Genomic DNA, 25,348 nt, shown 5'->3' with positions numbered 1-25,348 from the left:
AGGTGCATGGATGCAATCATTCGATCCGTGCACATGAACGCCGAGGACCGCCGAGCGCTGCGAGAGAGCATCCGCGTCACGCGGATCGCGACGGCGCGCGACTTCCTGATCGGGGCGATCGCCTCGCTCGACGAGGTCGAGCTGACGCTCCTCCAGCTCGGCGTGCTCCTCCTGCTCGACGACGGCGTGCCGCGCACGTTGAAAGAGCTCGCGGAGCTCATCGGCCGTTCTCCCTCGGCGACGAGCCGCCTCGTCGATCAGCTCGTGCGGCGCAAGCTGCTCCTGCGCGAGGAGGATCCCGAGGATCGGCGCGCGCGGCGCGTGACGAGGAGCCCGCGCGCGGCGCGCCTCGTCGCGGAGCTCTTGGATCGACGCACGGATGCGCAGATCCACGTGATGGAGGCGCTCTCGGACGAAGAGCGCGCGCTCGTACTGCGGGCCTTCACCCTCCTGGGCGAGGCCGCGAAGAGGAAGACGACGAAGGAGGTCCGACGATGACGACAGAAGGCACGGTGCTCCCGCTCTCGGCGCTCGATCGATCCTCGCTCCCCATCGCCGGCGGAAAAGCGGCGAACCTCGGCGAGATGCTCCGCGCCGGGGTGCCGGTCCCGCCGGGGTTCGTCCTGACGACCTCCGCGTTCCGCGCCGCAGCAGAAGCGGCGAACATCGGCCCGAAGCTCGAAGCGCTCGCGTCGGCGGATCCGAGCGATCGCGACCGCCTCGCAGAGCTCGCGGCCGAGATCCGCGCCGCGCTTTCGTCCGTGACCGTGCCCGATGCGATCGCCGAGGCGTGCGTCCGCGCGTACGACGTCGAGCTCGGGGGCGCGGCCGTGGCCGTGCGCTCGTCGGCCACGGCCGAGGATCTGCCGGATGCGAGCTTCGCCGGGCAGCAGGACACGTACCTCGGGGTGCTCGGCAAGGATGCCTTGCTCGATGCCGTTCGTCGTTGCTGGGCGTCGCTCTTCACCGAGCGTGCCGTCGTGTACCGCGCGGATCGGTCCATCGATCCGCGCGAGGTCTCGCTCGCGGTCGTCGTGCAGCGCCTCGTGCATGCACGCGCCGCGGGCGTGCTCTTCACGGCGAACCCTGTGACGGGTCGGCGCCACGAGGCGGTGATCGATGCGGCGCCGGGGCTCGGTGAGGCCGTCGTGAGCGGCGCGACGAACCCCGATCACCTGGAGGTGCGCGTCGATACGGGCGAGATCGTCACGCGTCGCCTCGGGGACAAACGTGTCGTGATCGAGGCGCTGCCCGGCGGAGGAACGCGTCACGAACAGCGCGCCGATGGCTCGGCAGAGGCCTGCATCTCCGACACGGAGGCGCGTGCGCTCGCGGCCATGGGCGCGCGCGTCGAGGCGCATTTCGGCGCGCCGCAGGACATCGAGTGGGCGATCGATCCCGAAGGAAAGATCCTCCTCGTGCAGTCGCGCCCGATCACCACGTTGTTCCCGATCCCCGAAGGTCCTTGGTCCTCCAAGGAAGGCCCGCGCGTCTACTTCAGCTTCAACGTGGCGCAGGGGGTGTTTCGCCCGTTCTCGCCGATGGGCCTTCAGTTCTGGCGCGCGTTCTCGGGCAATGCCGCGAGAGCGACGGGCCTCTGGGACGGCGATCCTCTGGACGGCGCGCCCTTCTGGGCCATCGGCGCGAACCGGTTGTTCCTCGACATCACGGGCGTCCTTCGTAATCCGCTCGGCCGCCGCGTCTTCCTCTTCGCCTCGACACGGATGGAGGCACGTACGGGCGCCGTGGTGCGCACGCTCCTGGAAGACGAGCGCCTCGGCCTCGTGCACACGCCTTCCTGGAAGACTGCGCGGAGCGTCGCTCGTGCTCTCGTGTCGATCGGTGCCCCGCGGATGGTCTTGCGGGGGCTCGTGAAGCCCGACGCCGTCTCGGCGAAGATCGCGGCTGATGCCGATGCCACGATCGCGCTCGGCGAGGTTGCCGAGGGGTCGCCTCCGTCGGCCTATCTCGACGCGGTCGAGCGCATGCTCCGCGCTCCCTTCTTCATCTTCCTGAACATGCCGAGCGTTGCGGTTGGCTTCGTCGCGTTGCGTGTCCTCCGCGGCTTGCTGGGAGACGACCTGGACGAGGCCGAGGTCCACACGCTCCTGCGGTCGCTCCCGAACAACCCAACGACGGAGATGGATCTCGAGCTCTGGGCGCTCTCGCGCCGCGTGGGCGCTGATCCCGCGTCCCGGAGCGCGCTGCGCGAGGAGGCGCCTCTTGCGCTGGCGAAGCGCTACGCCGATCGCTCGCTGCCGGCCGTGCTTCAACGTGAGCTCCAAGCGTTCCTCGCGCGCTGGGGCGCGCGCGGGGTGGCGGAGATCGACATCGGCGTGCCGCGGTGGCGCGACGATCCGACGCACATCCTCGGCAGCGTCGCGAATTACCTCTCGCTCGGCGAGGACGCGGCCCCGCCGGACGTGGCCTTCGAGCGCGGCGCGCGCGAGGCGGAGCGGAAGGCGGAGGAGCTCGTGTCGCGTGCGCGCGCGAAGGGCGTCCTGCGTGGTGAGGTCGTGCGGTTCGCGGCGAGCCGTGTGCGCAGGCTCATGGGGGTTCGCGAGGCACCGAAGTTCGGCATCGTGCGCATCATCGCGCACGCGCGCTCGCTCTTGCTCCAGGCCGGTCGATTGCTCACCCAGGAGGGCAAACTCGCCGCCGAGGACGACGTGTTTTTCCTCGACCTGCGCGAGCTACGCGCCGTCACCGGAGGCACGGATTTCCGCGCGCTCGTGGCCGAACGTCGCCGCCTGAACACGCAGGAGCTCGGCCGCAAACACGTGCCGCGTATCCTGCTCTCGGACGGCACGGAGCCCGAGACGATCGCCGCCGCCGCGTCGAGCGAGGGAGGTTTGTCAGGTACGCCTGCCTCGGCGGGGCGTGTCACAGGCAAGGCGCGCGTGGTCCTGGATCCCGTGGGCGCGAAGATCGAGCCCGGCGAGATCCTGGTCGCGCCGTCGACGGATCCTGGCTGGACGCCGCTCTTCCTGACGGCGGGCGGGCTCGTGATGGAGATGGGCGGGAGCATGTCGCACGGCGCGGTGGTCGCGCGTGAGTACGGGATCCCGGCCGTGGTCGGCGTCGCCGGCGCGACGGCGCGCATCACGACGGGGCAGATGATCACCGTGGATGGAGGGGCGGGGCAGGTGGGCGTCGAGGCATAGCCCGCCCCCGCGGCGTCACTTCTTCTCGCTGAGCTTCTTCACGTGCTCGAGCACGCGCGTGTGGATCGCGTGGATCGCGCTGTCCGACCAGAACGCCCAGTACACGTTCGGTGACATCTCGAGCTCGTACCACGTCGTCCCTTCGAGCCGCGTTCGCCCGCCAGGCAGCTCCGTCAGCAGGAACTGTCCATGCTTGGACCTCAAACTACCGTCGAGGTGCGGCGCGTGCACGTACTGGAACGGGCTCCACTCCTTCATCGCGTGCGGCTGCTTCGACACGTCGAACGCGAGCCGGTTCGGTTTGTCCCAGACCGTGATCGGCTCGACGAACGGACCCGTCGAGAACTCGCAGTACCGCACGGCGCCCACGCCCTCGCCTTCGAGACGCGCGCGTACCGGATACGCGATCCCCGTGTGGAAGAACCACTCCGAGGGCGGCGCGAGCTCGCCGAAGCCGATCACGTTCTCCCAGACGCGATCCGGCGGCGCGTCCACCTCGATCACCGTCTTCACCTCGCGCAGCTCCGGCTTCGCGACCGCCGCTTCCGCGCTCACGATCCCCGGCAGCATCAGCACCGCCGCTGCCGCGTGGGATCGCGGCGTCTTCGCCTGCAGCGCGATCGCGCGTCCCAGGATCGCGCCGATCACCGCCACCACACCTGCGATCGGCGTGGCCATCAAGAGGCACACGAGCCCCTCCAGCGCGAACAGGAGCATCGCCGCGCCCGTGAGGGCCACGGACAAACACGCGACCGTGACCGCGCGGCGGAGCGGCTGCGGCGCGTCGCGGTTCAGGAGGAACGCGCTCACAGCGCCCATCACGAACGGCGTCACGAAGAAGAGCGACCAACCGTAGAGCTCCATCGTGCACGCGCTGAGCCCCGCCATCCCGAGCCCCACCGCGACCGCAGTCGCGACGCCGAGCAGCGCGCTCCGCAGCGTGCCCTCGATCTTCGGCTGGATCTTCTCCTGCGGCCCGCCCGCGCGATACGGCGACGTCGGGTCCGGCTTCCACGCGTCCCCGCGCTCGGGGATCGCAGCGAGGACAATCATCGCGAGGTAGTTCAGCCCCGGCACGAGGAACGTCAGCCCTCCCCACGGCGACAGGCCCGCGTTCGCCGCGCGGCGGATGCTCATCGAAACGCCGATCCACAGGAACGGCAGCGTCGCGATACCCATCGCCACGAAGAGCCACGGATGTGTGACCGGGATGCTCTTCGTACGGAACGTGAAGATCGGGTTCAGGTAGGCGAGCGGCGAGAAGACCACGCCCGACGCGAGGTACACGAGCAGCGCGTCGATGCCGTACTTCAGCGCCATCAACGTGACGCCCGTGATCAGGTAAGCGCGCCTGCCAACAGGCGCTTCGAGGCCGAACCAGAGCCTCGCCACCTCGCGCACGGGCGAGCGTGGGCGGGACGAGGGAGGTGTGTCACTCATGGGCGCATTATGCGGGAGATCGCAGCGCCGTACGTAGCGCCTCCGCGACACGCGCCATCTCGTCGTCGCTCTCGTACTTCGCGCGAGGCCAGAAGAACCCCCGCAATCCATCCTTCTTGCGCCGCGGCACCACGTGCACGTGCAGGTGCGGCACGCTCTGGCTGATCTTGTTGTTCATCGCGACGAAAGAACCCTCCGCCGAGAGCGCCGGCTCGATCGCGCGGGCGATGCGCTGCGCGGCGCCGAAGAGCGGCACGATCGAGGGCTCGGGCAGATCGAGCAGCGTCGGCACGTGAGCACGCGGCACGACGAGGCAGTGGCCCACGAACAGAGGGCTGCGATCGAGGAACGCGAAGACCTCGGGTTCGTCGAGCACGACGTGGGCAGGAAGCTCACCGATCGCAATACGACAAAAGGTGCATGCCTGGGCCATGGCGGAGACTCGCGTTACAGGTTGGTGAGCTCGTTCGCCTACGCACGAAGATTCGTCCAGCGCGGCGGGGCGGGGGCTGGCGATGCCGTGGGCAGGTCAGTAGAGTGGCACGCCTTTGCCGGCGGGGACCATGGGCACGATCGAGCAGGGGAGCCGCGGCGTCCTCATCGTCGAGGACGATCCGGACATCCGTGAGACCATCGCGCAGATCCTCGAGGAAGAGGGGTACGAGGTGCGCGGCGCGAGCAATGGCAAGCAGGCTCTCGACCTGCTTCGCGAGGGAGCGCGCCCACAACTCATCCTGCTCGACCTGATGATGCCCATCCTGGATGGCTGGGGCTTCCGGGCCGAGCAGCGCAGCGATCCGAGGATCGCCGACATCCCCGTCATCGTGATCTCGGCCGACGGGAACCTGCGGCAGCAGGCCACGAAGATCGCGGCGAACGGTTACCTGCGCAAGCCCGTCGGCATCGAGACGCTTCTCAGCACGGTCGCGCGCTACCTGAAGCCGTAGCTCTCGCTACGACCTGCGGTACTCCATCTTGCGCGGGATCATGCCGCTCTTCGAGATCATCTCGAAGGCCTCTTTCTCGAGGAGCGGGTGCACGCCCTTCGGCGACACGCCGCCGGGGATCTTCTTCTTCGTGATGAACGACGCGAGGTACTGCGGGTTGATCGCCGAGAGCTGCCGCAGGATCTGCTTCATCCGCTTCGTATCGTTCGTCCACGCGTAGGCGAACGCGCGCGAGCGCAGGAGCTGCGGCTTGATGTCGGCGAACGTCGCGTCGTTCGGATCGAGCGTGTCGAGCAGCTCCACGGCCTTCTTCGCCTGACCGCCGCGCGCCCACGCCTCACCCACGATCGCCGCGATCGTCGCCCGGCTCTTCGCGTCCTTGTGCCGGCTGAGATCGATCTTGTCGACGAGGCCCTTGGCCGCCTCGGTCTCACCGAGCACGAGGTGGATCATCGCGCGCTGCGCCCGCGCCTCGTCCGCGACGGGCGGCATCACGCGGTCGAGCTTGATGCTCTCCAGCGTGGCGAGCGCCTTCTTGGGATCCTCCTGCAACTCGAGCTGCGCGCGCGCGAACACGGCCGCGGGGTCGTCCTTGCCGAACTCGCTCTCGAGTTTCTCGATCGCTTCTTTGCGCGCCTCGGGCGTGTCCGCGCCGCGCACGAGGTTCGCCACGGCGCGCGAGCGCTTCGCGTACCGGACCACCCAGACGACGAGCCCCGCGACCGCGATCGTCACGACGAGCGCCACGACCTTCGAGATCCAGCCCGAGATGAAGAGCGCGATGATCCAGACGATCGCGAGCGGGATGCCGATCCGGACCGCGAGTTTCTTCGGCTCGAGCATCTGGAGCGGATCCGGCTGCGCGGCCTGCTTGTCGCGCGCGGACGCGATGAGCGCTTCGCGTGCGTCCTTCGCGCTCGCCGGCTTCGCCGCGGCCTTCGGCTTGTCCGCGGTCTTCGGTTTCTCCTGGGTGTTGCTCTTCGGCTTGTCGGACGTCTTCAAGGCGAGCGCTTCATACCACGTGCCACGGGAAACAGTAGCGCGGGCCCTCCCGACTTCGTCAGCCCGCGGCGCCTGCTTGGGGCTCGGGCGGCGTCGCCTTCACGTCCGGACGCACCTTCGCGGAGGGCGGGTGCGTCGACATGGGATCGGTGAGGCCCATCGTGGACTCGCGGAAGTGCAGGAAGATGGTCTGGGCGATGGACATGCACGGCACCGCGAAGAGCGCGCCCGTGATCTGGAAGAAGTGTTCGCCCACGAGAAGCGAGAAGACGACGAGGACGGGGTGGATCTTCGCCGCGTCGCCGATGATCTTCGGGTTCAGGAAATTCGCTTCGAGCTGGTGGATGCCGACGATCCACGCGAGCACGCCGACCGCCGTCATGGGCGACTGCGTCAGGCCGATGAGCACGGCCGGCACCGAGCTCAGGATCGAGCCGAAGATCGGGATGAGCGACATCACGGCCGCGAGGATCGAGAGGATCGGCCAGTACTTCAGGTGGAAGAGCCAGAAGCCGATCGCCGAGAGCACGCCGTTCACGAGGCAGATGAGGAGCTGTCCGCGCACGACGCCGGACAGGCCTCGATCGAGCCTCCGCATGAACCGCTCGAACGTGTGGTGCGAGGTCGGGTCCCAGAGATCGCGGAAGAAGGCGAGGATCTTCTCGTGGGTCAGGATGATGTAACCCGCGAGCATCAACGTCATGAAGAGGTTGAAGATCCCGCGCGAGATCGCGCCCGCGATCCGCTGGCCGATCTGCAGCACGACGGTCGCGTTCTGGCGCAGGTAGAGCAGCCCCTTATCGAACCCTTCGCGCAAGAGGCCCGCGCTCGACAGGCGCTTCGGCTCCTGGTTCAAGACCTCCCACGTGCCGTGCTGCACCTCGTGCAGGCGCAGATCTTCACTCACGAAGACATCGTACGAGCCGTCGTCGCGCTTCACGATCCGCAGCGGCGGACGCTCGTCTGCACGTGCCTCGGGCTTGCTCGGCTCGCCCGCGCCGATCTCCGGGCTCGGGTTCGGCGTGGGAGCCGGCGTGGCTTCCTCCGCGGGGCGTTGCCCCGACCAGCGCACGAGCCGCGAGTCGATCGCCGGCAGCCACTCGTTCCGCATCTTGCGCGTGAGGTTCGGCCACTCGCTCGCGAGCGCCTGCCCCTCCGTGACGAGGCGCGGGACGATCATCCCGATGAACCCGCCGATCGCGCCGAGCGTCATCGCATAGACGAGCAGGATCGCGGCCCAGCGCGGCACGCGCATGCGCTCGACGCGCAGCACCGCGGGCGTCAGCACGTACGCGACGACGAGCGCCAGCACGAACGGCAGCATCACCTCGTGCGCGACGATGCACAGCGAGACGACGAGCACCGCGCTCGTGGCGAGGAAGATGCGGCGCGCGGTCTTGCGCTCCGGGGGCAGGGGGGTGACGGGCGGCGACGCTTCGCTCACGGGTTTCCGGCTCCCTCGCTCGCCGCGGGCAAACGCACGCCCGGCAGATCCGCGAAGAACGGCACGAGGTAGTCGCGCGTCTTTTCGAGGGCCTGCGGCACGACGCGTACGTCGGCGAGCACCGGCATGAAGTTCGTGTCTCCGCTCCAGCGCGGGACGATGTGCGCGTGCAGGTGCTCGGCGATGCCAGCGCCCGCAGCCGCGCCGAGGTTCAAGCCGACGTTGAGCCCCTCGGGCTTCACCGCCGCGCGCAGCCGCACCGTCGCCTCGCGCACGAGATCGAAGAGCGCGTGATGATCCTCGTGCGAAAGCTTCTCGAGCGCGTCGACGTGCGCGTGCGGCACGACCAAGAGGTGCGCCGCGGCGAACGGATAGCGGTTGAGCACGACAAACGCGCGCGGCGTGTCACACACCACGAGCCGCGCGCGGAGCTCCTCCGGCGGAGCAGCCTCAATGCCGCAAAACACGCAGGATCCACCCTTTTTCGAAAGGATGTACTCCATGCGCCACGGCGCCCAGAGCGGATTGCCCATCGATCGCGGCACGCTAGCACCGGCACCGGCCGGTGGCGATCAACGCGCGGGCGCCGGCCTACCGGATTTCTCGCTCGGGGAAGGCGAAAGGGCGTAATCGATGGCGACCGAGACGCCGAGCCCCACCGCCGTCCCCAGGAGATCCCAGGCGAAATCCTTCCACGACGGCGTGCCGAACCCCGCGGCGTCGAGGATTTCCTTGGTGTACCCAGCACCAAGCGCGACGGCCATGCCGACCGCGACGCGGTTCGCCCGCCCGTCGAGCCCGTACAGGGCGGTGGCGCCATACGCGCCGCCGGCGAGCGCGGCCGAGAAGCCGAAGTGCAGCGCCTTGTCGCGACCAAAAAAAGGATCGGGATCGCTCGGTGGATCCGCGCGCGCCGGGAGCGCGGTGACGAGTGCAGCGAGGACGACGGGCGCGACGAGGCGTTTCATGCGCCGATCGTAGGGACAAAACGCGCGCGGCGCCTCTCCCTCTCGCGAGGGGGAAGGCGCCGCGAACGGTCACCCGAGAAGGGGCAGGATTACTCCTGATCCTTCGCCTTGTTCTTGAGGTCGAGCTTGCCGCCGAGCTTCTCTTTGATGAGATCGCCGATCGTCCCCGGCACGTTCTTCTCCTCGTCGGCCGCCGTGCTGCCACCGCCGCCCGCTCCCTTCGCGCGCTTCGGGCGCTCGGCAGGCTGCGGCTTCTCCACGCCGATGTTCTTCATCGTCGCGAAGAGGCGGCGCTCGATCGTGTCGACGCTCGAGATCTCGACCTTCACGAGGTCGCCGACCTTGATCTTCGTACCCTCGGGCTCGAGGATGTCGCCCGTCGAGACGAGCGCCTCGACGCCCTCGCGCAGGCGCACGAAGATGCCGTACTCGACGATGCTGATCACCTGGGACTCGTCGATCACGCGGCCGGGCGCGAACTCGCTGAGCATCGTCGGCCACGGGTCGTCCCAGAGCTGCTTGATGCCGAGCGAGACCTTCTTCTCGTCGTGGTTGATCGAGAGAATGATCGCCTCGACGTCATCGCCCTTGTGGTGCAGGTCGCTCGGGTTGTTGACGCGCACCGTCCACGAGAGGTCGCTCTTGTGGACCATGCCGTCGACGCCCTCCTCGATCCCGACGAACACGCCGTAATCGGTGAGCGAACGGACCTTGCCCGCGATCTTGTCGCCGGGGTGGTACTTGTCCGTGAAGAGCATCCACGGATCGGGCTCGAGTTGCTTGAGACCGAGGCTGATGCGCTTGGCGCGCGCGTCGACCTCGAGGACCTGGCACTCGATCTCCTGACCGACCTCGAGGAGCTTCGACGGGTGCTTGACCTTCTTGGTCCAGCTCATCTCGCTCACGTGGATCAGGCCCTCGACGCCCGGCTCCAGCTCCACGAAGGCGCCGTAGTCCGTGATCGACATGACCTTGCCGCGGACCTTCTTGCCGGCCGGGTAGGCCTCCTCGGCGTGGTTCCACGGATCCTCCTGGGTCTGCTTGAGGCCCAGGGAGACGCGCTCGGTCTCGGGGTTGTACTTGAGGACCTTGACGGTGACCTCGTCGCCGACGTTGAACACCTCGTTCGGGTGATTCACGCGGCCCCAGCTCATGTCCGTGATGTGGAGCAGGCCGTCGATGCCGCCGAGGTCCACGAACGCACCGTACTCGGTGATGTTCTTGATCGTGCCCTTGACGGTCATGCCCTCGGTGAGGGTCTCGAGCGTCTTCTGCTTCATCTCGTCGCGCTCGCGCTCGAGCAGGACGCGGCGGGAGAGGACGATGTTGCCCCGCTTCTTGTTGAACTTGATGACCTTGAACTTGTAGGTCTGGCCGATCAGTTTGTCCAAGTTGCGGATCGGGCGGAGGTCGACCTGCGACCCCGGGAGGAACGCCTTCACGCCGCCGCGGATGGTGACCGAGAGGCCGCCCTTCACGCGCTGGCTGATGGTGCCCTCGATGAGCTCGTCCGCCTCGCAGGCGTTCGAGATCTCATCCCAGACCTTCATCTTGTCGGCTTTTTCCTTCGACAAGGTGACGAGGCCGTCGTCGTTCTCGCGGCTCTCGATGTAGACGTCCACCTTGTCGCCGGGCTTGACGCCGACCTGACCTGTGGCGTCCGCGAACTCTCGGAGGGGGATTACGCCCTCGCTCTTGCCACCGATGTCGACCACCACCGAGTCACGGCCGACCTGAACGACCGTGCCTGCGATGATCTCGCCCTCGCGCGCGAAATCGGACTCGACCCGCTGCTCGAAGAGCGCGGCGAAGCTCTCCATGCTGGATCCCATGTCGGATCCCGTCATCTCCACGTTCGCGTTACTAGCCATCTGGTCTTTTGAAACCGTCCTTCCCTAGGATTTCCCGGAGCTCGGATGCGATGCGCCGCGCGAGCGTGCGGCTCGAATTGAGCCGGCCTCGGGCACACGTCGGGCATCGAGCCGGATCCGGGAGAGCGGTCCCTCTAGTCCGGTGCCAGCGCCTTGTCAATGCGGTGCCCCGCGCGCGTCCGTTTTGTCCGCCCGACCCGAGAGCACGCCGTTCGGCCGGGGCGACCCAAATCAAGGCTTTTTATCGGGGATTTCCGCCCCTCGGAGCTTGCCCGCGAGCGTCTCCGCCGCCCGATCCAGTCCGGCGTACGGCCAGGCCGCGCGGAGCACGACGACATCTCCCTCGCGCTTCACGGTGGTCGCGCGGAGCGCCTCCTTCTCCCCCGCGACGTCCGGCACGAGCAAAAGCGCGAGCCCGAGATCAGAAAGGAGCGCGCGCGTGGCTTCTTCGAGCTTCGGCGCGTCCGCGGCTTTCGTCGGTTCGAGACGAACGACGAGCTCCGGCGAACTGCCGAGCGCGAGCGTGCCCGTGGCTCGCTCGACCGTGCCGAGAGCAGACGCGCGCGGCGTGATCGCGCTCGTTCCGGAGAGCGCCTCGAACGCCTGCCGCGCGATCGCGAACGTGACCGCGCCCTTCTCGGGCAAACCGAGCTTCTGTCCTTCCTCCGTCGCCGGGAGCGCCGCCTCCACGATCGATCGATCCGTGCCGACGAGGATCGTCCCGTCGTCCGCCTGTCCGATCACGATCGAAGGTCCCACGAAGAGCTCGCCTTCCCGGCGGAATCCGGTCCAGCCCTCCTCGCGCGCGACCTCCGCGAGTCCTTTGACGAACCTCCCATGCTCGATGCGACCGCCGAGCAGCGCGACCCAGCTCTTGCCGTCCATCGACGCGACGACGACCTCGCGCAGGTCCGCGGGCAAACGCACGCCCGTGTGATCGTGGATGCGCGAGGCGCGCGAGGGGCGCGACGGCGCAGAGGCCTCGGGCGTGCTGCCTTCATCGAGCGCGAGCTTCAAGAGGTGCTCGCGCACGGGGCCGAAGAGCACGAGGTCCGCCGCTTCGATCCGGATCGCGACGTTCGTCCCCGCAGGCACGTGCGCACGCGCCGTGGGCCGATATCGCAGGACGAAGTTCCAGAACACGAGCGCCGCGATCGCCGCGACCACGAAAACGGCGGCCACGGCCACGAGCACGATGCGCGACGTGCGCGGCTTCGGACGCGGCGCTTCGGCGCGAGGCTCGGGCGGCGGCTCGGGCGGCGACTCCGGCGGCGGTTCGGGTGGAGCGACCGCGGGCGCTTCCGGCGCAGGTGCGGGCGCCGCTCCGAGCGCGTCGGGATCGCGCTGCGTGGGCGGGACGGGCTCGATCGGATCCACGAGCGTGTCGGCCATCGCCCCGAGCGTAAGCGTTCAGCGCTCGCCTTGCATCCTCTCCGGTGCCGCGAGCTTGCCTTCGAGCAATGCGCGCAGGACCTCCGAGGAGAGATCCCAGCGCACACGCACGGCGCGATCGACACGCTCGATCCGGATGTCCTCGAAGAGCGCCGCGTACCGGCTGCCCTGCCCACCCTCGCGCAGCGCGCGGAGCAGGTTCTCGGCTTTGCCCGCGGCTTGCCCCGTACCGGCCGTGATCTCGGCGTCGACACGGAGCGCGTCGCCGACCATGACCGCGCTCGCACGGGCGCGCTCGAGGCCGCCGATGATCGACGCGATGGAGGGGAAGCGCCGTTCGAGCGAGGGTGGCAAGCGCCGTGCGCGGAGATCCGCGCTGACGAGGCCTTCGGCTGCGGGATCACGCCGGCGGTCGTCCGGGCCCTTGAGGAGCACGCGCTCGACGCTGTCGACCTCGACCGGCGTGACGAACACGATCATGCGGCCGGCGAAGGCGTGGATGCGCGCGGTCGTGGCGCGGCCGAGGGGCCCTTGGCGCTCCCACGTTCGAACATCGTCCGCGATCGGAGGATCGACGAGACGGAAGAGCCTTGGATCGGGCCGCACGTCCTCCACCTCGCCCTCGACGACGAGCACACGATCACCGACCTCGGCGTCCGCAGCGCGCAGGCCGATCCACACGACCTTGGCGCGCGCAATCGCCTGCGAAACGAGCGCCTCCTCGCCGCCGCTCTCCTCCTCGACGCGCGCGGAGAGCGCATCCGCCAGAGGGCCGAGCTGCGCGCGCATGCGGCCGAGATCGACGCGCAGCACGAGATCGAGATCGGCAGGGAAGAGCTCGGCCGGATCGAGGAGGTCGTGTTTGCCCCGGGACGCGGTCTTCGGGGCTGGCACCTCGCCGCCGCACGCCGCGGCGAACACGAGCGCGCCGAGGCCGAGCACGAACGCGCGTCGAAAAACCTCAGCCGGCGCGCTCGCGCTGTTCGACGACAAGCGCCATCTCCTCGACGAGCTCGGCGACGTCCCTGTGGCTCGAGTCGACGACGATCGCGTCGTCGGCCTGCCGGAGTGGCGCCACGGGTCGTTCCGTGTCGGCCTTGTCGCGGCGCTCGACGTCCGCGAACGTCGCCTCGTAGGTCGCGTCCTTGCCCTGCGCGACGAGTTCCTCGTAACGCCTTCGCGCGCGGACCTCGGGTGATGCGGTCAGGAAAAACTTCACCTCGGCGTCCGGGAAGACGACCGTGCCGATGTCGCGACCTTCGAGCACCACGCCGCCCTCGGCGCCTTGCCCGCGCTGCATGTCGAGCAACGCGGCGCGCACCGCGGGCACGGCAGAGACTCGGCTCGCGCCGAGGCTCACGTCCGGCGAGCGGATGGCGGTCGAGACGTCCTCGCCGTCGAGCAGGACACGCATGCCGCTGCCGCCGCCCGTCGCGCCCTCGGCGCGCTCGATGACCATGCGCTTGCGGGCCACGAGATCCTCGGCGAGCGCGCCGAGCGCCTCGCGATCGTCCCAGCGGATGGGCGCGCGCACGGCCGCGAGCGCGACCGTGCGGTAGAGCGCGCCCGTGTCGAGGAGCAGGTAGCCGAGCCGCTCCGCGAGCCTTCGCGCGACCGTGCTCTTGCCCGCGCCCGCCGGCCCGTCGATCGCGACGCGTACTGCCCTCCTCCGTCCGCTGCTCATGGAGTTCCTCCGCCCGACTCCACCTCGATCCGTGCTCCGAGCGCGCGCATCGTACCGACGAAGCGCGGGAAGCTCGTTGCGATGTTGTCGGCGTCGCGCACGCGCGTGGGTCCGTCCGCGAGGAGCCCGAGCACGCACGATGCCATGGCGATGCGGTGATCGCCGCCGCTCTCGATGTCCGCCGCCTTGAGCTTGCCTTCCGGCTTCCCCTCGACGGCGAGCCCGTCCGGCCGCTCCTCGCACGTCACGCCGAACGCTCGCAGCACGCGCGCCATCATGGCGATGCGATCACTCTCCTTCACGCGGAGCTCGGCCGCGTCCTCGATGAGCGTCGTGCCATTCGCGCGTGCTGCGAGTGCGCACAGGATCGGCACCTCGTCGATCGTGCGCGCCACGAGCTCGCCGCCAAGCCGACCCTGATGCAGATCCGACGCGCCGGCGTGCAGGTCGCCGATCGGCTCGCCCATCTCCTCGCCCTTCGGCTCGAGCACGAGCGAGCCGCCCATGTCGCGCAGCACCTCGAAGAGCCCGGTGCGCGTCGGGTTCAGGCCCACGCGACGCACGGTCACGCGGCTGCCCGGGACGAGCTGCGCGGCCGCGACGAGGAACGACGCGGACGAGGGATCGCCCGGCACCGTGATCGAGAACGCCGGGAGCTTGCCCGAGAACGCGGGGCCGTCGAGCTCGATGATCGCGCCGACCGTGCGCAGCGGAACGCCGAGCGCGAGCAAGAGCCGTTCGGTGTGATCCCGCGACACGAGCGGCTCGCGCACGTACGTCTTTCCGTCGGCGTAGAGGCCCGAGAGCAGGATCGCGCTCTTCACCTGCGCGCTCGCGACGGGCATCTCGTACTCGAGCGGCCCGAGCACGTTGGGCTCGGGCAGCGGGCCGATCTGGAGCGGCGCCGTGATCTCTCCGACGCGCTTCGGATCGAGCTTGCCCTCGATGCGACCGCCGCGCAGGCGCAGCGGCTTCGCGATGCGCTCCATCGGCCGGCGCGAGAGCGACTCGTCGCCGATGAGCACGGTGGCAAAGCGCTGCGCGACGAGCACGCCGGCGAGCAGGCGCATCGTCGTGCCCGAGTTGCCGCAGTCGATGGGCTCGCTCGGCGCGCGCAGGCCGTAGAGGCCCTTGCCGTCGACGAGCAGCGTCTCGTTCTGCTGCTCGGTGGTGATGCCCATCGCACGGAGCGCGCCGAGCGTGGACATGTTGTCTGCACCGAGCGCGCCGCCTTCGATGCGGCTCTGCCCTTCGGCGAGACCAGACAGCAGGATGGCCCGGTGGGCGATGCTCTTGTCGCCGGGGACCGGGACGCTGCCCGTCAGAGGGCGTTCAGATGGAAAGACGACGAGGTCGGTCACGGGCAGGCTCTAGCAGAAGCCGAGGGCCGAGGGGATGCCTGTCGCGCGCGGCAGGTGGGACGCACGGAAGCCGCCTCCGGGGCGGCTGCCCGGGGCGGCTCGGTCCGTGCGCGGCAGGGCAGGGGAGCGGGACGCCCCGTCCGGGGCATCTTTTTCATTGTTCGCTGTCGACAAACCATTGATGGATCGTCCTCCTTCCACGGGTTTCAGCCGGAACGGCGCGGCTCGCGGATGCGCCGGGATCGCCCGCCATCGATTGTGTTTCCGCCCCCGCGCGCTATCGTAAAACACGGGGATCATGGGGGGTATGAAGAGCGCGGAATATGCGATCGACGTCGACGTCGATCTCGGCGAGGCCTCGCTGCCGCGCCCGGGTGACGTGGTCGCGGGGAAATATCGGGTCCTGCGGGCCCTCGGCGCCGGGGGGATGGGCGTCGTGGTCGAGGCGGAGCACACGAGCCTCCGGCAGCGCGTCGCGCTCAAGTTCCTGCACCCAAAGGTGGCAGCGAGCGACGTCTCCGTGACGCGGCTGCTCCGCGAGGCGCGGGCCGCGAGCGCGATCAAGAGCGAGCACGTGGCGCGCGTCCTCGACATGGGCACCTTGTCGTGGGGCTCGCCGTTCGTCGTGATGGAATATCTCACCGGAATCGACCTCCGGGGCGTGCTCGGCCGCCGCGGCCCACTGCCCGTCGAGGATGCGGTCGATTACATCCTCCAGGCCTGCGAGGCGCTCGCCGAGGCGCATTCCCTGGGCATCGTCCATCGCGACATCAAGCCCTCGAACCTGTTTCTCACGAGCCGTGCCGACGGCTCGCCGCTCATCAAGGTCCTCGATTTCGGCATCGCCAAGGTCCTGCGCCCGAGCGGCGCGGCGCAGCCGGAGGACATGGTGACGCTCACGGGCCACGGATTCGTGGTGGGTTCGCCGCGGTACACCTCGCCCGAGCGGCTGCGGGATCCGACGCATGTCGATCCCCGCACCGACATCTGGTCGCTCGGCATCGTTTTGCACGAGCTCCTGACCGGCCAGAGCCCCTTCGAGGCGAAGACCATTTCGTCGCTTTATTTCCGCATCGCCGCGGACCCGCCCGCGCGGGTCCGGGATGTTCGTCCCGACGTACCCGAGGGGCTCGAAAAGGCGATTCTCCAGTGCCTGCAAAAAGATCCGAGCAAGCGCACGCCCGACGTGGCCGAGCTCGCGGCGTCGCTCCGGCCCTTCGCGCCCGAGCGCAGCGAGACCAGCGTGCGACGGGCGATCCGCGTGCTCGGCATAACGCCGGAGAAATTGTCCACGTATGCAGGATGGACCGGGAGCCGCGAGGCCGACAGCCCGCCCGGCGCGCTCTCGACGGCCCTTTTGCCTGCAGCGCTGCGGCGCTCGGCGCGCATCCGCGCCGGGCTCGGCTTGCTCGGTGTGACGCTGCTCGTGGTGGGGGCGCTCGTCGCGTCGAGCGGAGACACGCCCGAGGAAATCGCGCCCGCGCCGGGGCAGGCCCACGGGGCCCCCGAGCGGCGAAACGAGCCCTCGGCCGAGGTCGCGCCGGCCGAGCAGCGCGCCCCGGCCGCCGAAAGCTCCGAGGAGACCGCGGCCCCCGCGCCGAGCCAGGGGGCCAAGGAGCCAAAGACTTCCACGACTTCGTCTTATCGAACCTCTGGGGCCCCTGCGGGGCGCCGCAAAGGAGGGAGCTTCCTTGATCCGCTGGGCAGTCGCAAATAGGAGATACGTTCGTCTAGACAACCGACTTCTTCTCCCCGGACTCGTGATGCTCGTCATCACCGCCGGAGGGACCGCCCGCGCGGACGATTCCGCAGCGGAGGAGGCAGAGGCCCTCTTCCGCGAGGGCAAGCAGCTCATGGCGGAGAAGCGGTATGCCGAGGCTTGCTCGAAGTTCGCGGAGAGCCATCGGCTCGATCCGGGCGGCGGGACGATCCTGAACCTCGCCCGCTGCCACGAGGCGGAAGGCAAGACGGCGACGGCCTACCGCGAGCTCGGCGAGGCCCTCGCGTGGGCGCGCACGGACGCGAGGCCCGATCGCGCGGAGATCGCTCACGAGCGGCTCGAGGCGCTCGAAGACAAGCTCGCGCGGCTCGTGGTGGTGCTCGGGCCCGGCGCGCGCGCCGCAGGGATGGTGATCGAGCGTGACGGGGCGCCGATCGCGGAGGCGTCGCTCGGCGATCCCGCACCGGTCGATCCGGGCGAACACGTGGTCGTCGCGACGGCCGACGGAAAGGAGCCGTTTCGCACGACGGTGCGGGTTGCGCCGGGCGCGCGGATCACGGTGGTGGTGCCCGCGCTCGCGCCGTCACGGGGGCCTTCGGGCGCGCGCATCGCGGCGCACGTGACCGCGGGGCTCTCGGCGGTCGCGCTCGGCGCGGGGGCGTTTTTCGGGATCCGCGCGCTGGTGAAAGAGAACGAGGCACGGGCGCAGTGTCAGGGCTCGGTTTGCCCCGACGCGGCGTCGTTCGGCGTGGCCGAGGAGGGGCGGACGGCCGCGCGGATCGCCAACGTGACGCTCGGCGCGGGCGCGATCTGCCTGGTCACGTCCGCGACCCTCTACTGGGTGTCGCGCTCGAAGAGTCCGTCGGAGCCACGCGCGTCGATCGCAATCGCGCCGTCCGCGGGATCGGGCGCGACGTTGCTCCTGGGAGGAACATTTTGAGCACAAAACGAACGGTGGTCCCTCCGTTCGCCCGGTATGTCGCGTGGCAGCTCCTCCTCGCGAGCCCCCTCGGCTGCGAGATCGTGGCGGGGATCGAGCCACGCAGGCTCGCGCCGGCGGCCGCGCCCGAGAGCGTGTGCACCGAGATCACGGGCGCGGGCTTTCCCGACTCGGCGACGCGGTTCTGCTCCGATGGCGCCTTCGCGGTGTCCTGTGACGACACGAGCCTGGGGGCGGGGCAGGATGGTCACGTGCTCGGTGTCTTGCCGAGCTACACGGAGGCTTCGTTCGGCGAAGTCGAGGACGGCGGCGTGCGCGACGAGATCCTCGATCTCGTGTGGGAGAGCGATGCGGCACCGGCACCCGTCTCGTGGGAGGAAGCGCGCGCGCGTTGTGAAAAACTCGGCGGCGGCGCACGGCTGCCTTCCCGCGTGGAGCTCGTCTCGCTCGTGGACTACGGGCGCGACGGGCCCGCGATCAACCCCTCGATGATCTCCGTGCCCACGTCGTCCACGGATCTCTACTGGACGGCGACGACGGCGATGGATGGCGTGTGGGTAGTCGGGTTCGTCGATGGATCGATGACGTCCCTCGATCGCACGCTCACGGCGCGCACCCGCTGCGTCATCGGTCCTCCGCGCGCGTTGTGCTTCGAGGAAGGCGCGGACGGCGAGACGCTGATCGACGAGCGCACGGGCCTCGTGTGGCAACGGGTGAGCACGCCGGAGGTGAGCTCGTGGCAAGGCGCGCTCGCGTTCTGCGCGTCGCTCATGCTCGGCGGTGCGAGCGGCTTCCGACTGCCGAGCATCAAGGAGCTCGTGAGCCTCGGCCACGGCGAGGGCGAAGATCCCACGTCCGCGGCGACGTCGTTTCTCGACGAGGAAGGCCGCTTCTGGTCGTCGACGCCCGTCGCCGCCGCGCCGTCCGAAGCGTGGCTCCTCGACGGCCTCACGGGCCGCATCGATCACCAGTCGGTAGCCGTGAAGGCGCGCGTGCGTTGCGTGCGATGACGCGCGCGCTTCAAGCCCAGGCCGAACCCGCCTCGGGATCCGGCGTGATGCCTTCGAGCGCGCGGCGCGCCTCCTCGGCGTCCCGCGCGATCTGCGCCTTCAGCGCGTCGAGCCCCGCGAAACGTTGCTCCGGGCGGATGTGGCGCGCGAGGTGCACACGCAGCCGCGCGCCGTACAGATCCTCGTTCCGATCGAAGACATGTACCTCGAGCCGCGGGCGCGCCGCCGTGGGATCCACCGTGGGCCGCACGCCGAGATTCGCGACGCCTACGCCCAGCACTTTCGCGCCGCGCTCGCCCTCCGCAGGCAAACGATCGATCAAGACCGCGTACACGCCGAACGGGGGGAACGCCTCGGGCGCGTCGAGGATGTTCGCCGTGGGGAACCCGATCGTCCGCCCGCGTTGGTCCCCGGCCACGACGGTCCCCGAGAGCGCGTGCCATCGACCGAGGATGCGCCGCGCCTCGTCGAGATCGCCGCGCGCGATCGCCTCTCGCGCGCGCGTGCTCGACCAGGGCCCGGTCGCGTCACCGACGAGCGCGTGGGAGCGCGTCTCGAAGCCGAGCTCCTTGCCGAGCCGCTCGAGCTCGGCGAAATCGCCGGCCCGCTGCGCGCCGAAGCGGAAGTTCTGCCCGACCATCACCACACGCGCGCCGAGATCGCCGAGCACGCGTTCGGCGAACACGCGCGGGCTCTGCGCGGCGAACGCGCGATCGAAGTGCGCCACGGAGACCCGGAGGCCCGGCACGGCGCGTTCGCAGAGGGCGATCTTGCGCGCGAGCGGGGTGAGCAGCGGCGGCGCTTTGCGGCCGAGGACTTCGGCCGGGTGCGGATCGAACGTCAGCACCACGGGATCGAGCCCGCGATCGCGGGCCATCCGAGCGGCTTCTTCCAGGACGGCGCGGTGGCCTCGGTGGAGACCGTCGAAGTTGCCGATCACGACGACCGTGCCGGTACGTCCGCTCGTCTCGCCGCGCTGGGAGCCGCTCTGCCGATCCACGATCGCGCTACCTAGTCAAACCCGAGGCCCCGCGCAAAGCCGAGGTCGTTCCATCATGCATTGACCAGAAGATCCTTGACGGAGATAGTGGTGGCTGGTAGAGCCGCGCCGCCGTTGACCCTTCGGCGTTCGGGGTTGTCGTGGTCGCTCGGACTGGCTGAGCGTCGACCCTCGGCAGGCAGGGAGGCTGGCCGATGTTCAAGAGAGTGAGCATCTTCTCGGGGAACTCGAACCCCACGCTCACGCAAGAGATTTGCCAGTGCCTCGAGTTCCCGCTCGGCAAATGCCGCGTTTCGCGGTTCTCCGACGGGGAGACGTTCTGCGTGATCCAGGAGAACGTTCGTGGCGTGGACACGTACGTCGTGCAGCCGACGTGTTCGCCGGTAAACGACAGCGTGATGGAGCTTCTCATCATGGTGGACGCGCTCCGGCGCGCCTCCGCGGGCTCCATCACCGCGGTCATCCCGTACTACGGCTATGCCCGGCAGGACCGCAAGGCCGCGCCGCGCACGCCGATCACGGCGAAGCTCGTGGCCGACCTCCTCGTCGCCGCGGGCGTGCACCGCATCGTCGCGCTCGATCTGCACGCGGGCCAGATCCAGGGGTTCTTCAACATCCCCTTCGATCACCTGCACGCGATGCCGGCGTTCCTCGATCAGCACCTTCGTGAGCACTACAGCCGCGACTGTGTGATCGTCTCGCCGGACGCGGGCGGCGTCGAGCGCGCGCGCGCCTATGCGAAGCGCCTCGATGGCACGCTCGCCATCATCGACAAGCGCCGCGAGCGCGCGAACGAGAGCGAGGTGATGAACATCATCGGCGAGGTCGAGGGCAAGCGTTGCCTCATCCTCGACGACATCATCGACACGGCGGGCACGCTGGTGAACGCCGCGAACGCGCTCATGAAGGCGGGCGCGAAGAGCGTCGCGGCCTGCGCCACGCACGCCGTGCTCTCGGGCCCGGCGCTGTCGCGGATCATGGAGTCGCCGCTCGCCGAGGTCATCGTCTCCAACTCGATCCCGCTCTCCGAGGAAGCCAAGGCGTGCGGGAAGTTCAAGGTCGTCAGCGTGGCGCGCCTGCTCGCGGAGGCCATCCGCCGGATCCACCACTCGGACTCGGTGAGCTCCCTCTTCGTCTAGCGTCCTCGCCCCCCGTTCGTCGTTTCGTATCCCCCTAAGCGCCTGGACAACCGTGCAGTTTCCTCTCAGGCTTCTGGCTTCGCCTCGGAGGATCGTCGGAAGAGGCGCACAACCCGATCGATCTCTGCTATAGCGCCGCGTCTCGGATCGGAACCGGAGAGTCGTCCCATGATGGAAATCATCCAGCTCAGCGCCACCCGTCGTCAGGAAAGCGGAAAGGGCCCGTCGAACAGGCTCCGCCGCACGGGGAACATCCCTGCCATCTGCTACGGCAAGGGCCTCGAAGCGTTCGCGGTTGCCGTCTCTCCGAAGGCCCTCCTCGAGGTGCTGAAGTCGGCGCACGGGAAGAACTCGGTCATCGAGCTGGCCGTCGAGGGCGGCGACAAGCTCACCGTCATGGTGCGCGACTACGGCTACCACCCGATCTCGCGCGAGCTCGTCCACGCCGACTTCCTCCAGGTCAAGCTCGACCAGCCGATCGACGTGGACATCCCCGTCCGTTGCGTCGGCAAGTCGAAGGGCGTCGCGGGCGGCGGCATCCTCCAGCAGATCTTCCGCACGCTGCCCATCCGCTGCCTGCCCGAGAAGATCCCGGCCGTCGTCGAGATCGACATCTCCGAGCTCGACCTCGGCGACACGGTGAAGGCCGGCGCGGTTCCGCTCCCCGAGGGCGTGAAGACGCGTCTGCCCGAGGATCAGACGGTCGTCGTCGTGGCCGTGCCCGAGAAGGGTGAGGAAGGCGCGGCTGCGGCTCCGGGCGCTCCGGGCGCTGCGGCGGCGGCTCCTGCGGCCGGCGCGAAGGGCGCGGCGCCCGCGGCGAAGGCTGCGGCTCCTGCGGCCGGCGCGAAGGGCGCGGCGCCCGCGGCGAAGGCTGCGGCCCCCGCCAAGGACGCCAAGAAGAAGTAGTTTCAGCACCAACGGTCCGAGTGATCCGCCCCGTGGCGCGCGCCTCTTGCGAGGCAGCTCCGCGGGGCACGCTCGTCTTCGGGCCTCGACTTCCTCGTCATGCTGCTCGTCGTTGGCCTGGGCAATCCGGGCGAGAAATACGCGTCGCACCGGCACAACGTCGGCTTCATGGCCGTCGAAGCGCTCGCGGCGCGCGCTCGCGCCGATGCCTTCCGCGAGAAGTTTTCCGGCGTGTGGGCGCGCGCGACGCTCGGAGACGAGCCGGGCGTGCTCCTGCAGCCGATGACGTACATGAACGAGTCGGGCCGGAGCGTTCAGCCCGCGCTCGCGTTCTTCAAGATCGCCCCGAAGGAGCTCGTCGTGATCCACGACGAGCTCGACCTTCCGTTCGGGGACGTTCGCCTCAAGTTTGGCGGCGGACACGCCGGGCACAACGGGCTGCGGTCGATCATGTCCCACGTCGGCACGGGCGACTTCGCGCGCGTCCGCGTGGGCGTCGGGCGACCCCCGCCGGGGTATCGCGGGGAGGTGGCGGACTACGTGCTGTCGCCGTTCGACGCGGTCGAACGCTCGCGCCTGCCCGACATCTTGAAGCTCGTGACGGATTCTGTGCTAGAAGTCGCGACCCGCGGCTTCGACGCCGCGATGAACGTTCGAAACAGCCGGCCGAAAGCCGGCAAGAAGCAAGCGAAGGAGCGGAGCGAGGCGCCTACGTCGCCCGAGCCCGCGAACGCGAAGGCGGCGGTGGACAAACCGTCGGTTTCGCCTGGCGAAAAGCGCGAGGGAGAGTAACCCGGACGCTTTCCGCACCTTCGTGAGGCGCGAACGTCGGTTTGTCCCTGTGGATGGCCGGCGGACGCGCCGTCCTCGCTCCGGGGCACGACGTCTCCGGGGCCATTGTCCAAGAGGAGAAGCATGAGTCGACTCGTGACGGCGCCGAACCGCGCCAGAGAATACGAAACGATCTACATCCTGAAGCCCGACGTCGACGCGGACACCGCCGAGCGCGTCGGCTCGCGCCTGTCCGACGTGATCGGCCGTGAGCAAGGCCGGCTGACCAAGGTCGAGAACTGGGGCCGCCGCCGGCTCGCCTACGACATCCGCAAGCACCGCCGCGGCGTGTACATCTACCTCAAGTACCTCGGTACGGGCCGCGTGGTCTCCGAGATCGAGCGCAACCTGCGCCTGATGGACGGCGTGATCAAGTACCAGACCGTCCTCGTCCGCAACGACGTGGAGGTCGCGGGGATCGCGATCGCCGAGGAGGACGTGAAGTTCGAGCGCGTCGAGCTGCCGCCGATCGAGGAGGAGCGCGACGAGTCGAGGGAGCGTCAGCTCGGCCTGATCGAGCCGGAGCGTCGTCAGGAGCGGACCAGCGAGGCGCCGGCCTCGGGCGAGTTCGACGACCTCGAGGGCGAGGCGGACATCGCCGGCACCGAAGAAGAGGGAGGCTGAGCCATGAATCAACGAGGAATGGATTCGGGCAGCCGCAACATGGACATGGACGACCGCGATTTCGGGCGGACGCCGGATCTGAACGCCGACGCCCCCGGACGCCGCCGCACCGGTCGCAAGCGCGTCTGCCGTTACTGCGCCGACAAGGCGCTCTTCATCGACTACAAGGACCCGCAAGCGCTCAAGTACTTCATCTCGGAGCGCGGCAAGGTCGTCCCGCGCCGCATCAGCGGCAACTGCGCGCGGCATCAGCGCAAGGTCACGCTCGCCATCAAGCGGGCGCGCAACATCGCGCTCTTGCCGTTCACCGTGACGGCGTAACGAGGAGGACGTCATGGCCAACTACATTCACGTGGTCCTGACCGAGGACCTCCCCAACGTCGGCAAGAGCGGCGAGCTCGTCCGGGTTCGTCCGGGCTACGCCCGCAACTTCCTCGTTCCCCGCGGCCTCGCGGTCGGCGCGACGGCGGAGAACGTCGCCCGCATCGAGCACGAGAAGAAGGTCGCCGAGGCGCGCGCGGCGAAGACCAAGAAGGCGGCCGAGGAGCTCGCGCAGAAGCTCACGAACGTGAAGATCACGATCACGAAGCCCGTCGGCGAGGGTGATCGGCTCTACGGTTCGGTGACGTCGCGCGACATCGAAGAGGCGCTCGCGGCGCAGGGCTACACGGTGGATCGTCGTCGCATCGAGCTCGACACGATCAAGGCGCTCGGCACCTACCAGGTTCCGATCCGCCTCGCGACGAACGTCACCGCGACGATCGACGTCACGGTGGCCGCGAAGTCCTGATCTCGTAAGCGTCAGGCGTTGGCCCGGGTCGAAAGGCGAAGAGCCGATCGGTCCGGGCCTTCGTTCATTTGACCCCCGACGATTTCTCCAGGAGAGACGTCCGCGCGACCTCGTTGCCACGCTGGATCGCGCGTTCGATCGCCGCGCGATCCTGGAGCGCTGTCCGCCCCTCGCGCGCGAGCACCGAGAGGAGCCCCGCGACGAACGCGTCTCCCGCGCCGAACGTGCTCGCCACCGCGAGCGCCGGGCCGCCCGCGCGTACCTCGCCGAAGGGCCCGAGCGCTCGCGTCTCCGCCGCGCCGAACGTCGCGACCACGATCGCCTCGGGCCGGAGCAGGGGCGCGAGATCCCGCGGATCGGATACGCCGAGCAGCCGTAGATCGTCCTCGCTCACCTTGAGCACGGAGGCCGCCGCGAAGAGCCTCCGCGGATCCGCGCGCCCGAGCGCATCGCCGGCCCAGAGCCGAGGCCGGAGGTTCGCGTCGATCGTGACGAGCGCTCCCTCGCGTTGCGCCTGCCGTGCCGCTCGTTCGAGCGCGAGCAAGCACGCACGCGAGGGCAGGAGCCCGGAGAAGTGGACGACACTCGCGCCGAAGGCGTGCGGCAAGGCGTCACGCAGCGCGAGCGCCTCTTCCAGCACGGCGCGATACGCCACGGCGCGCGGCGGCGCGTGCGTCAGGAACACGAGCCCCGTGCGGGTCGACTTCACGGCGCGCACGCGGGACACGTCGACCCCGCGCCGCGACAGATGTGCCACGAGCGCGTGGCCCACCGGATCGTCCCCCACCGAGGCCACGAGCCCTGCACGCAGGCCGAGCTGTGCCAGCGTGAGCGCCACGTTCACCGCGCCACCGCCCGGCGTGAGGGAGAGTTGTGTGGCATCGTCGAGGGACGTACCCGGTGATGTGGAGAGGTCCCAGAGTGCCTCACCCACACACACCACGTCGGCGGATGTCGTCGTTTCCTCGCGATCGTCTTGCCGATCCGGGTACCGCGCGCGGGTGTTTCCTGGTAGATCGCTCGTCGATCCCGACGCCTCGGAGGGCCCGCCCTTCGGGGCGTCTCCCATTTGGGGCCTCACCATGTGGAGATCTTCGGGATTGATTGGGGCCATC

General features: G+C 69.3%; 25 protein-coding genes. 12 read left to right on the top strand and 13 right to left on the bottom strand.

Features of this window, described 5'->3' with window-relative positions:
* Positions 1-6 precede the first annotated feature (6 nt).
* Entirely contained in the window at positions 7-498 is a 492-nt protein-coding gene (locus tag KEG57_RS11920) for a MarR family winged helix-turn-helix transcriptional regulator (RefSeq protein ID WP_272419997.1), read from the top strand.
* Positions 495-3,164: a PEP/pyruvate-binding domain-containing protein gene (locus KEG57_RS11915; protein WP_272419998.1), complete on the top strand. Its 2,670-nt coding sequence runs from the start codon at positions 495-497 to the stop codon at positions 3,162-3,164. The genes KEG57_RS11920 and KEG57_RS11915 overlap by 4 nt, the downstream gene beginning before the upstream one ends.
* Positions 3,165-3,179: 15 nt before the next feature.
* On the opposite strand, the gene KEG57_RS11910 is transcribed toward KEG57_RS11915, so the two are convergent.
* Both KEG57_RS11910 and KEG57_RS11905 read right to left on the bottom strand, forming a co-directional pair.
* Positions 3,180-4,604 (bottom strand): hypothetical protein, encoded by a 1,425-nt coding sequence (locus KEG57_RS11910; RefSeq protein WP_272419999.1) that lies wholly within the window; start codon positions 4,602-4,604, stop codon positions 3,180-3,182.
* A 7-nt stretch (positions 4,605-4,611) separates the two neighbouring features.
* Positions 4,612-5,097: an HIT family protein gene (locus KEG57_RS11905; RefSeq protein WP_272420125.1), complete on the bottom strand. Its 486-nt coding sequence runs from the start codon at positions 5,095-5,097 to the stop codon at positions 4,612-4,614.
* Between the two features lie 70 nt (positions 5,098-5,167).
* Between KEG57_RS11905 and KEG57_RS11900 the strand changes: the two genes are divergently transcribed.
* The gene (locus KEG57_RS11900) at positions 5,168-5,551 is read left to right on the top strand and encodes a response regulator (RefSeq protein ID WP_272420126.1); all 384 of its coding nucleotides are present in this window, start codon (positions 5,168-5,170) and stop codon (positions 5,549-5,551) included.
* Positions 5,552-5,557: 6 nt separating this feature from the next.
* Here KEG57_RS11900 and KEG57_RS11895 read toward each other — a convergent pair whose 3' ends face one another.
* From KEG57_RS11895 to aroA, 9 genes are all read right to left on the bottom strand, one after another.
* The gene (locus KEG57_RS11895) at positions 5,558-6,553 is read right to left on the bottom strand and encodes a tetratricopeptide repeat protein (protein ID WP_272420000.1); all 996 of its coding nucleotides are present in this window, start codon (positions 6,551-6,553) and stop codon (positions 5,558-5,560) included.
* A gap of 58 nt (positions 6,554-6,611) precedes the next feature.
* Complete coding sequence (locus tag KEG57_RS11890; RefSeq protein ID WP_272420001.1) at positions 6,612-7,997, bottom strand: AI-2E family transporter; 1,386 nt, start codon at positions 7,995-7,997, stop codon at positions 6,612-6,614.
* Complete coding sequence (locus tag KEG57_RS11885) at positions 7,994-8,530, bottom strand: HIT family protein (RefSeq protein ID WP_272420002.1); 537 nt, start codon at positions 8,528-8,530, stop codon at positions 7,994-7,996. The genes KEG57_RS11890 and KEG57_RS11885 overlap by 4 nt, the downstream gene beginning before the upstream one ends.
* A gap of 39 nt (positions 8,531-8,569) precedes the next feature.
* Positions 8,570-8,965, bottom strand: a complete 396-nt coding sequence (locus KEG57_RS11880; protein ID WP_272420003.1) for a YfiM family lipoprotein — start codon at positions 8,963-8,965, stop codon at positions 8,570-8,572.
* An 89-nt stretch (positions 8,966-9,054) separates the two neighbouring features.
* On the bottom strand, positions 9,055-10,836 hold the full coding sequence (locus KEG57_RS11875; protein WP_272420004.1) for a 30S ribosomal protein S1: 1,782 nt from the start codon (positions 10,834-10,836) through the stop codon (positions 9,055-9,057).
* A gap of 231 nt (positions 10,837-11,067) precedes the next feature.
* A complete protein-coding gene (locus tag KEG57_RS11870; RefSeq protein WP_272420005.1) occupies positions 11,068-12,228 on the bottom strand; it encodes a hypothetical protein in 1,161 nt (386 codons plus the stop codon).
* Between the two features lie 18 nt (positions 12,229-12,246).
* Positions 12,247-13,221 carry a hypothetical protein gene (locus KEG57_RS11865; RefSeq protein WP_272420006.1) on the bottom strand — a complete coding sequence of 325 codons (975 nt, stop codon included), beginning with the start codon at positions 13,219-13,221 and terminating at the stop codon, positions 12,247-12,249.
* On the bottom strand, positions 13,190-13,912 hold the full coding sequence (gene cmk / locus KEG57_RS11860) for a (d)CMP kinase (RefSeq protein ID WP_272420007.1): 723 nt from the start codon (positions 13,910-13,912) through the stop codon (positions 13,190-13,192). Before cmk ends, KEG57_RS11865 begins: the two co-directional genes overlap by 32 nt.
* Entirely contained in the window at positions 13,909-15,273 is a 1,365-nt protein-coding gene (gene aroA / locus KEG57_RS11855; protein WP_272420008.1) for a 3-phosphoshikimate 1-carboxyvinyltransferase, read from the bottom strand. Before aroA ends, cmk begins: the two co-directional genes overlap by 4 nt.
* Positions 15,274-15,580: 307 nt before the next feature.
* Here aroA and KEG57_RS11850 point away from each other — a divergent pair, with 307 nt between their 5' ends.
* From KEG57_RS11850 to KEG57_RS11840, 3 genes are read left to right on the top strand one after another with little or no spacing between them, the layout of a single operon-like run.
* Entirely contained in the window at positions 15,581-16,990 is a 1,410-nt protein-coding gene (locus KEG57_RS11850) for a serine/threonine-protein kinase (protein WP_272420009.1), read from the top strand.
* Between the two features lie 43 nt (positions 16,991-17,033).
* Positions 17,034-17,933 carry a tetratricopeptide repeat protein gene (locus KEG57_RS11845; RefSeq protein WP_272458478.1) on the top strand — a complete coding sequence of 300 codons (900 nt, stop codon included), beginning with the start codon at positions 17,034-17,036 and terminating at the stop codon, positions 17,931-17,933.
* Positions 17,930-18,943: an Lcl C-terminal domain-containing protein gene (locus tag KEG57_RS11840; RefSeq protein WP_272420011.1), complete on the top strand. Its 1,014-nt coding sequence runs from the start codon at positions 17,930-17,932 to the stop codon at positions 18,941-18,943. The genes KEG57_RS11845 and KEG57_RS11840 overlap by 4 nt, the downstream gene beginning before the upstream one ends.
* A gap of 10 nt (positions 18,944-18,953) precedes the next feature.
* Here KEG57_RS11840 and ribF read toward each other — a convergent pair whose 3' ends face one another.
* The gene (ribF, locus tag KEG57_RS11835) at positions 18,954-19,943 is read right to left on the bottom strand and encodes a riboflavin biosynthesis protein RibF (protein ID WP_272420012.1); all 990 of its coding nucleotides are present in this window, start codon (positions 19,941-19,943) and stop codon (positions 18,954-18,956) included.
* A gap of 194 nt (positions 19,944-20,137) precedes the next feature.
* Between ribF and KEG57_RS11830 the strand changes: the two genes are divergently transcribed.
* The 6 genes from KEG57_RS11830 (at position 20,138) to rplI (ending at position 24,233) form a co-directional block, all read left to right on the top strand.
* Positions 20,138-21,082: a ribose-phosphate pyrophosphokinase gene (locus KEG57_RS11830; RefSeq protein ID WP_272420013.1), complete on the top strand. Its 945-nt coding sequence runs from the start codon at positions 20,138-20,140 to the stop codon at positions 21,080-21,082.
* A 168-nt stretch (positions 21,083-21,250) separates the two neighbouring features.
* Positions 21,251-21,988: a 50S ribosomal protein L25/general stress protein Ctc gene (locus KEG57_RS11825; RefSeq protein ID WP_272420014.1), complete on the top strand. Its 738-nt coding sequence runs from the start codon at positions 21,251-21,253 to the stop codon at positions 21,986-21,988.
* Between the two features lie 99 nt (positions 21,989-22,087).
* Positions 22,088-22,780 carry an aminoacyl-tRNA hydrolase gene (pth, locus tag KEG57_RS11820; protein ID WP_272420015.1) on the top strand — a complete coding sequence of 231 codons (693 nt, stop codon included), beginning with the start codon at positions 22,088-22,090 and terminating at the stop codon, positions 22,778-22,780.
* A gap of 123 nt (positions 22,781-22,903) precedes the next feature.
* Complete coding sequence (rpsF, locus tag KEG57_RS11815) at positions 22,904-23,443, top strand: 30S ribosomal protein S6 (protein WP_272420016.1); 540 nt, start codon at positions 22,904-22,906, stop codon at positions 23,441-23,443.
* Between the two features lie 3 nt (positions 23,444-23,446).
* Positions 23,447-23,764 carry a 30S ribosomal protein S18 gene (gene rpsR, locus KEG57_RS11810; protein ID WP_136929515.1) on the top strand — a complete coding sequence of 106 codons (318 nt, stop codon included), beginning with the start codon at positions 23,447-23,449 and terminating at the stop codon, positions 23,762-23,764.
* A 13-nt stretch (positions 23,765-23,777) separates the two neighbouring features.
* Positions 23,778-24,233 (top strand): 50S ribosomal protein L9, encoded by a 456-nt coding sequence (rplI, locus tag KEG57_RS11805; RefSeq protein WP_276072821.1) that lies wholly within the window; start codon positions 23,778-23,780, stop codon positions 24,231-24,233.
* A 64-nt stretch (positions 24,234-24,297) separates the two neighbouring features.
* Here rplI and KEG57_RS11800 read toward each other — a convergent pair whose 3' ends face one another.
* Positions 24,298-25,317: a PfkB family carbohydrate kinase gene (locus KEG57_RS11800; protein ID WP_272420017.1), complete on the bottom strand. Its 1,020-nt coding sequence runs from the start codon at positions 25,315-25,317 to the stop codon at positions 24,298-24,300.
* Positions 25,318-25,348 lie beyond the last annotated feature (31 nt).

The organism is Polyangium jinanense, assembly GCF_028435365.1.
Note: the sequence above shows the minus strand (reverse complement) of the source record. Positions and strands in the feature narration are given on the sequence as shown.

Coding starts and splice junctions, on each gene's coding strand:
- KEG57_RS11915 (WP_272419998.1), top strand. CDS start 495: ATGACGACAGAAGGCACGGTGCTCCCGCTCTCGGCGCTCGATCGATCC.
- cmk (WP_272420007.1), bottom strand. CDS start 13,912: ATGAGCAGCGGACGGAGGAGGGCAGTACGCGTCGCGATCGACGGGCCG.
- KEG57_RS11910 (WP_272419999.1), bottom strand. CDS start 4,604: ATGAGTGACACACCTCCCTCGTCCCGCCCACGCTCGCCCGTGCGCGAG.
- KEG57_RS11920 (WP_272419997.1), top strand. CDS start 7: ATGGATGCAATCATTCGATCCGTGCACATGAACGCCGAGGACCGCCGA.
- KEG57_RS11870 (WP_272420005.1), bottom strand. CDS start 12,228: ATGGCCGACACGCTCGTGGATCCGATCGAGCCCGTCCCGCCCACGCAG.
- KEG57_RS11825 (WP_272420014.1), top strand. CDS start 21,251: ATGATGGAAATCATCCAGCTCAGCGCCACCCGTCGTCAGGAAAGCGGA.
- rpsR (WP_136929515.1), top strand. CDS start 23,447: ATGAATCAACGAGGAATGGATTCGGGCAGCCGCAACATGGACATGGAC.
- KEG57_RS11900 (WP_272420126.1), top strand. CDS start 5,168: ATGGGCACGATCGAGCAGGGGAGCCGCGGCGTCCTCATCGTCGAGGAC.
- rpsF (WP_272420016.1), top strand. CDS start 22,904: ATGAGTCGACTCGTGACGGCGCCGAACCGCGCCAGAGAATACGAAACG.
- KEG57_RS11885 (WP_272420002.1), bottom strand. CDS start 8,530: ATGGGCAATCCGCTCTGGGCGCCGTGGCGCATGGAGTACATCCTTTCG.
- KEG57_RS11875 (WP_272420004.1), bottom strand. CDS start 10,836: ATGGCTAGTAACGCGAACGTGGAGATGACGGGATCCGACATGGGATCC.
- pth (WP_272420015.1), top strand. CDS start 22,088: ATGCTGCTCGTCGTTGGCCTGGGCAATCCGGGCGAGAAATACGCGTCG.
- KEG57_RS11850 (WP_272420009.1), top strand. CDS start 15,581: ATGAAGAGCGCGGAATATGCGATCGACGTCGACGTCGATCTCGGCGAG.
- KEG57_RS11830 (WP_272420013.1), top strand. CDS start 20,138: ATGTTCAAGAGAGTGAGCATCTTCTCGGGGAACTCGAACCCCACGCTC.
- KEG57_RS11800 (WP_272420017.1), bottom strand. CDS start 25,317: ATGGTGAGGCCCCAAATGGGAGACGCCCCGAAGGGCGGGCCCTCCGAG.
- KEG57_RS11880 (WP_272420003.1), bottom strand. CDS start 8,965: ATGAAACGCCTCGTCGCGCCCGTCGTCCTCGCTGCACTCGTCACCGCG.
- rplI (WP_276072821.1), top strand. CDS start 23,778: ATGGCCAACTACATTCACGTGGTCCTGACCGAGGACCTCCCCAACGTC.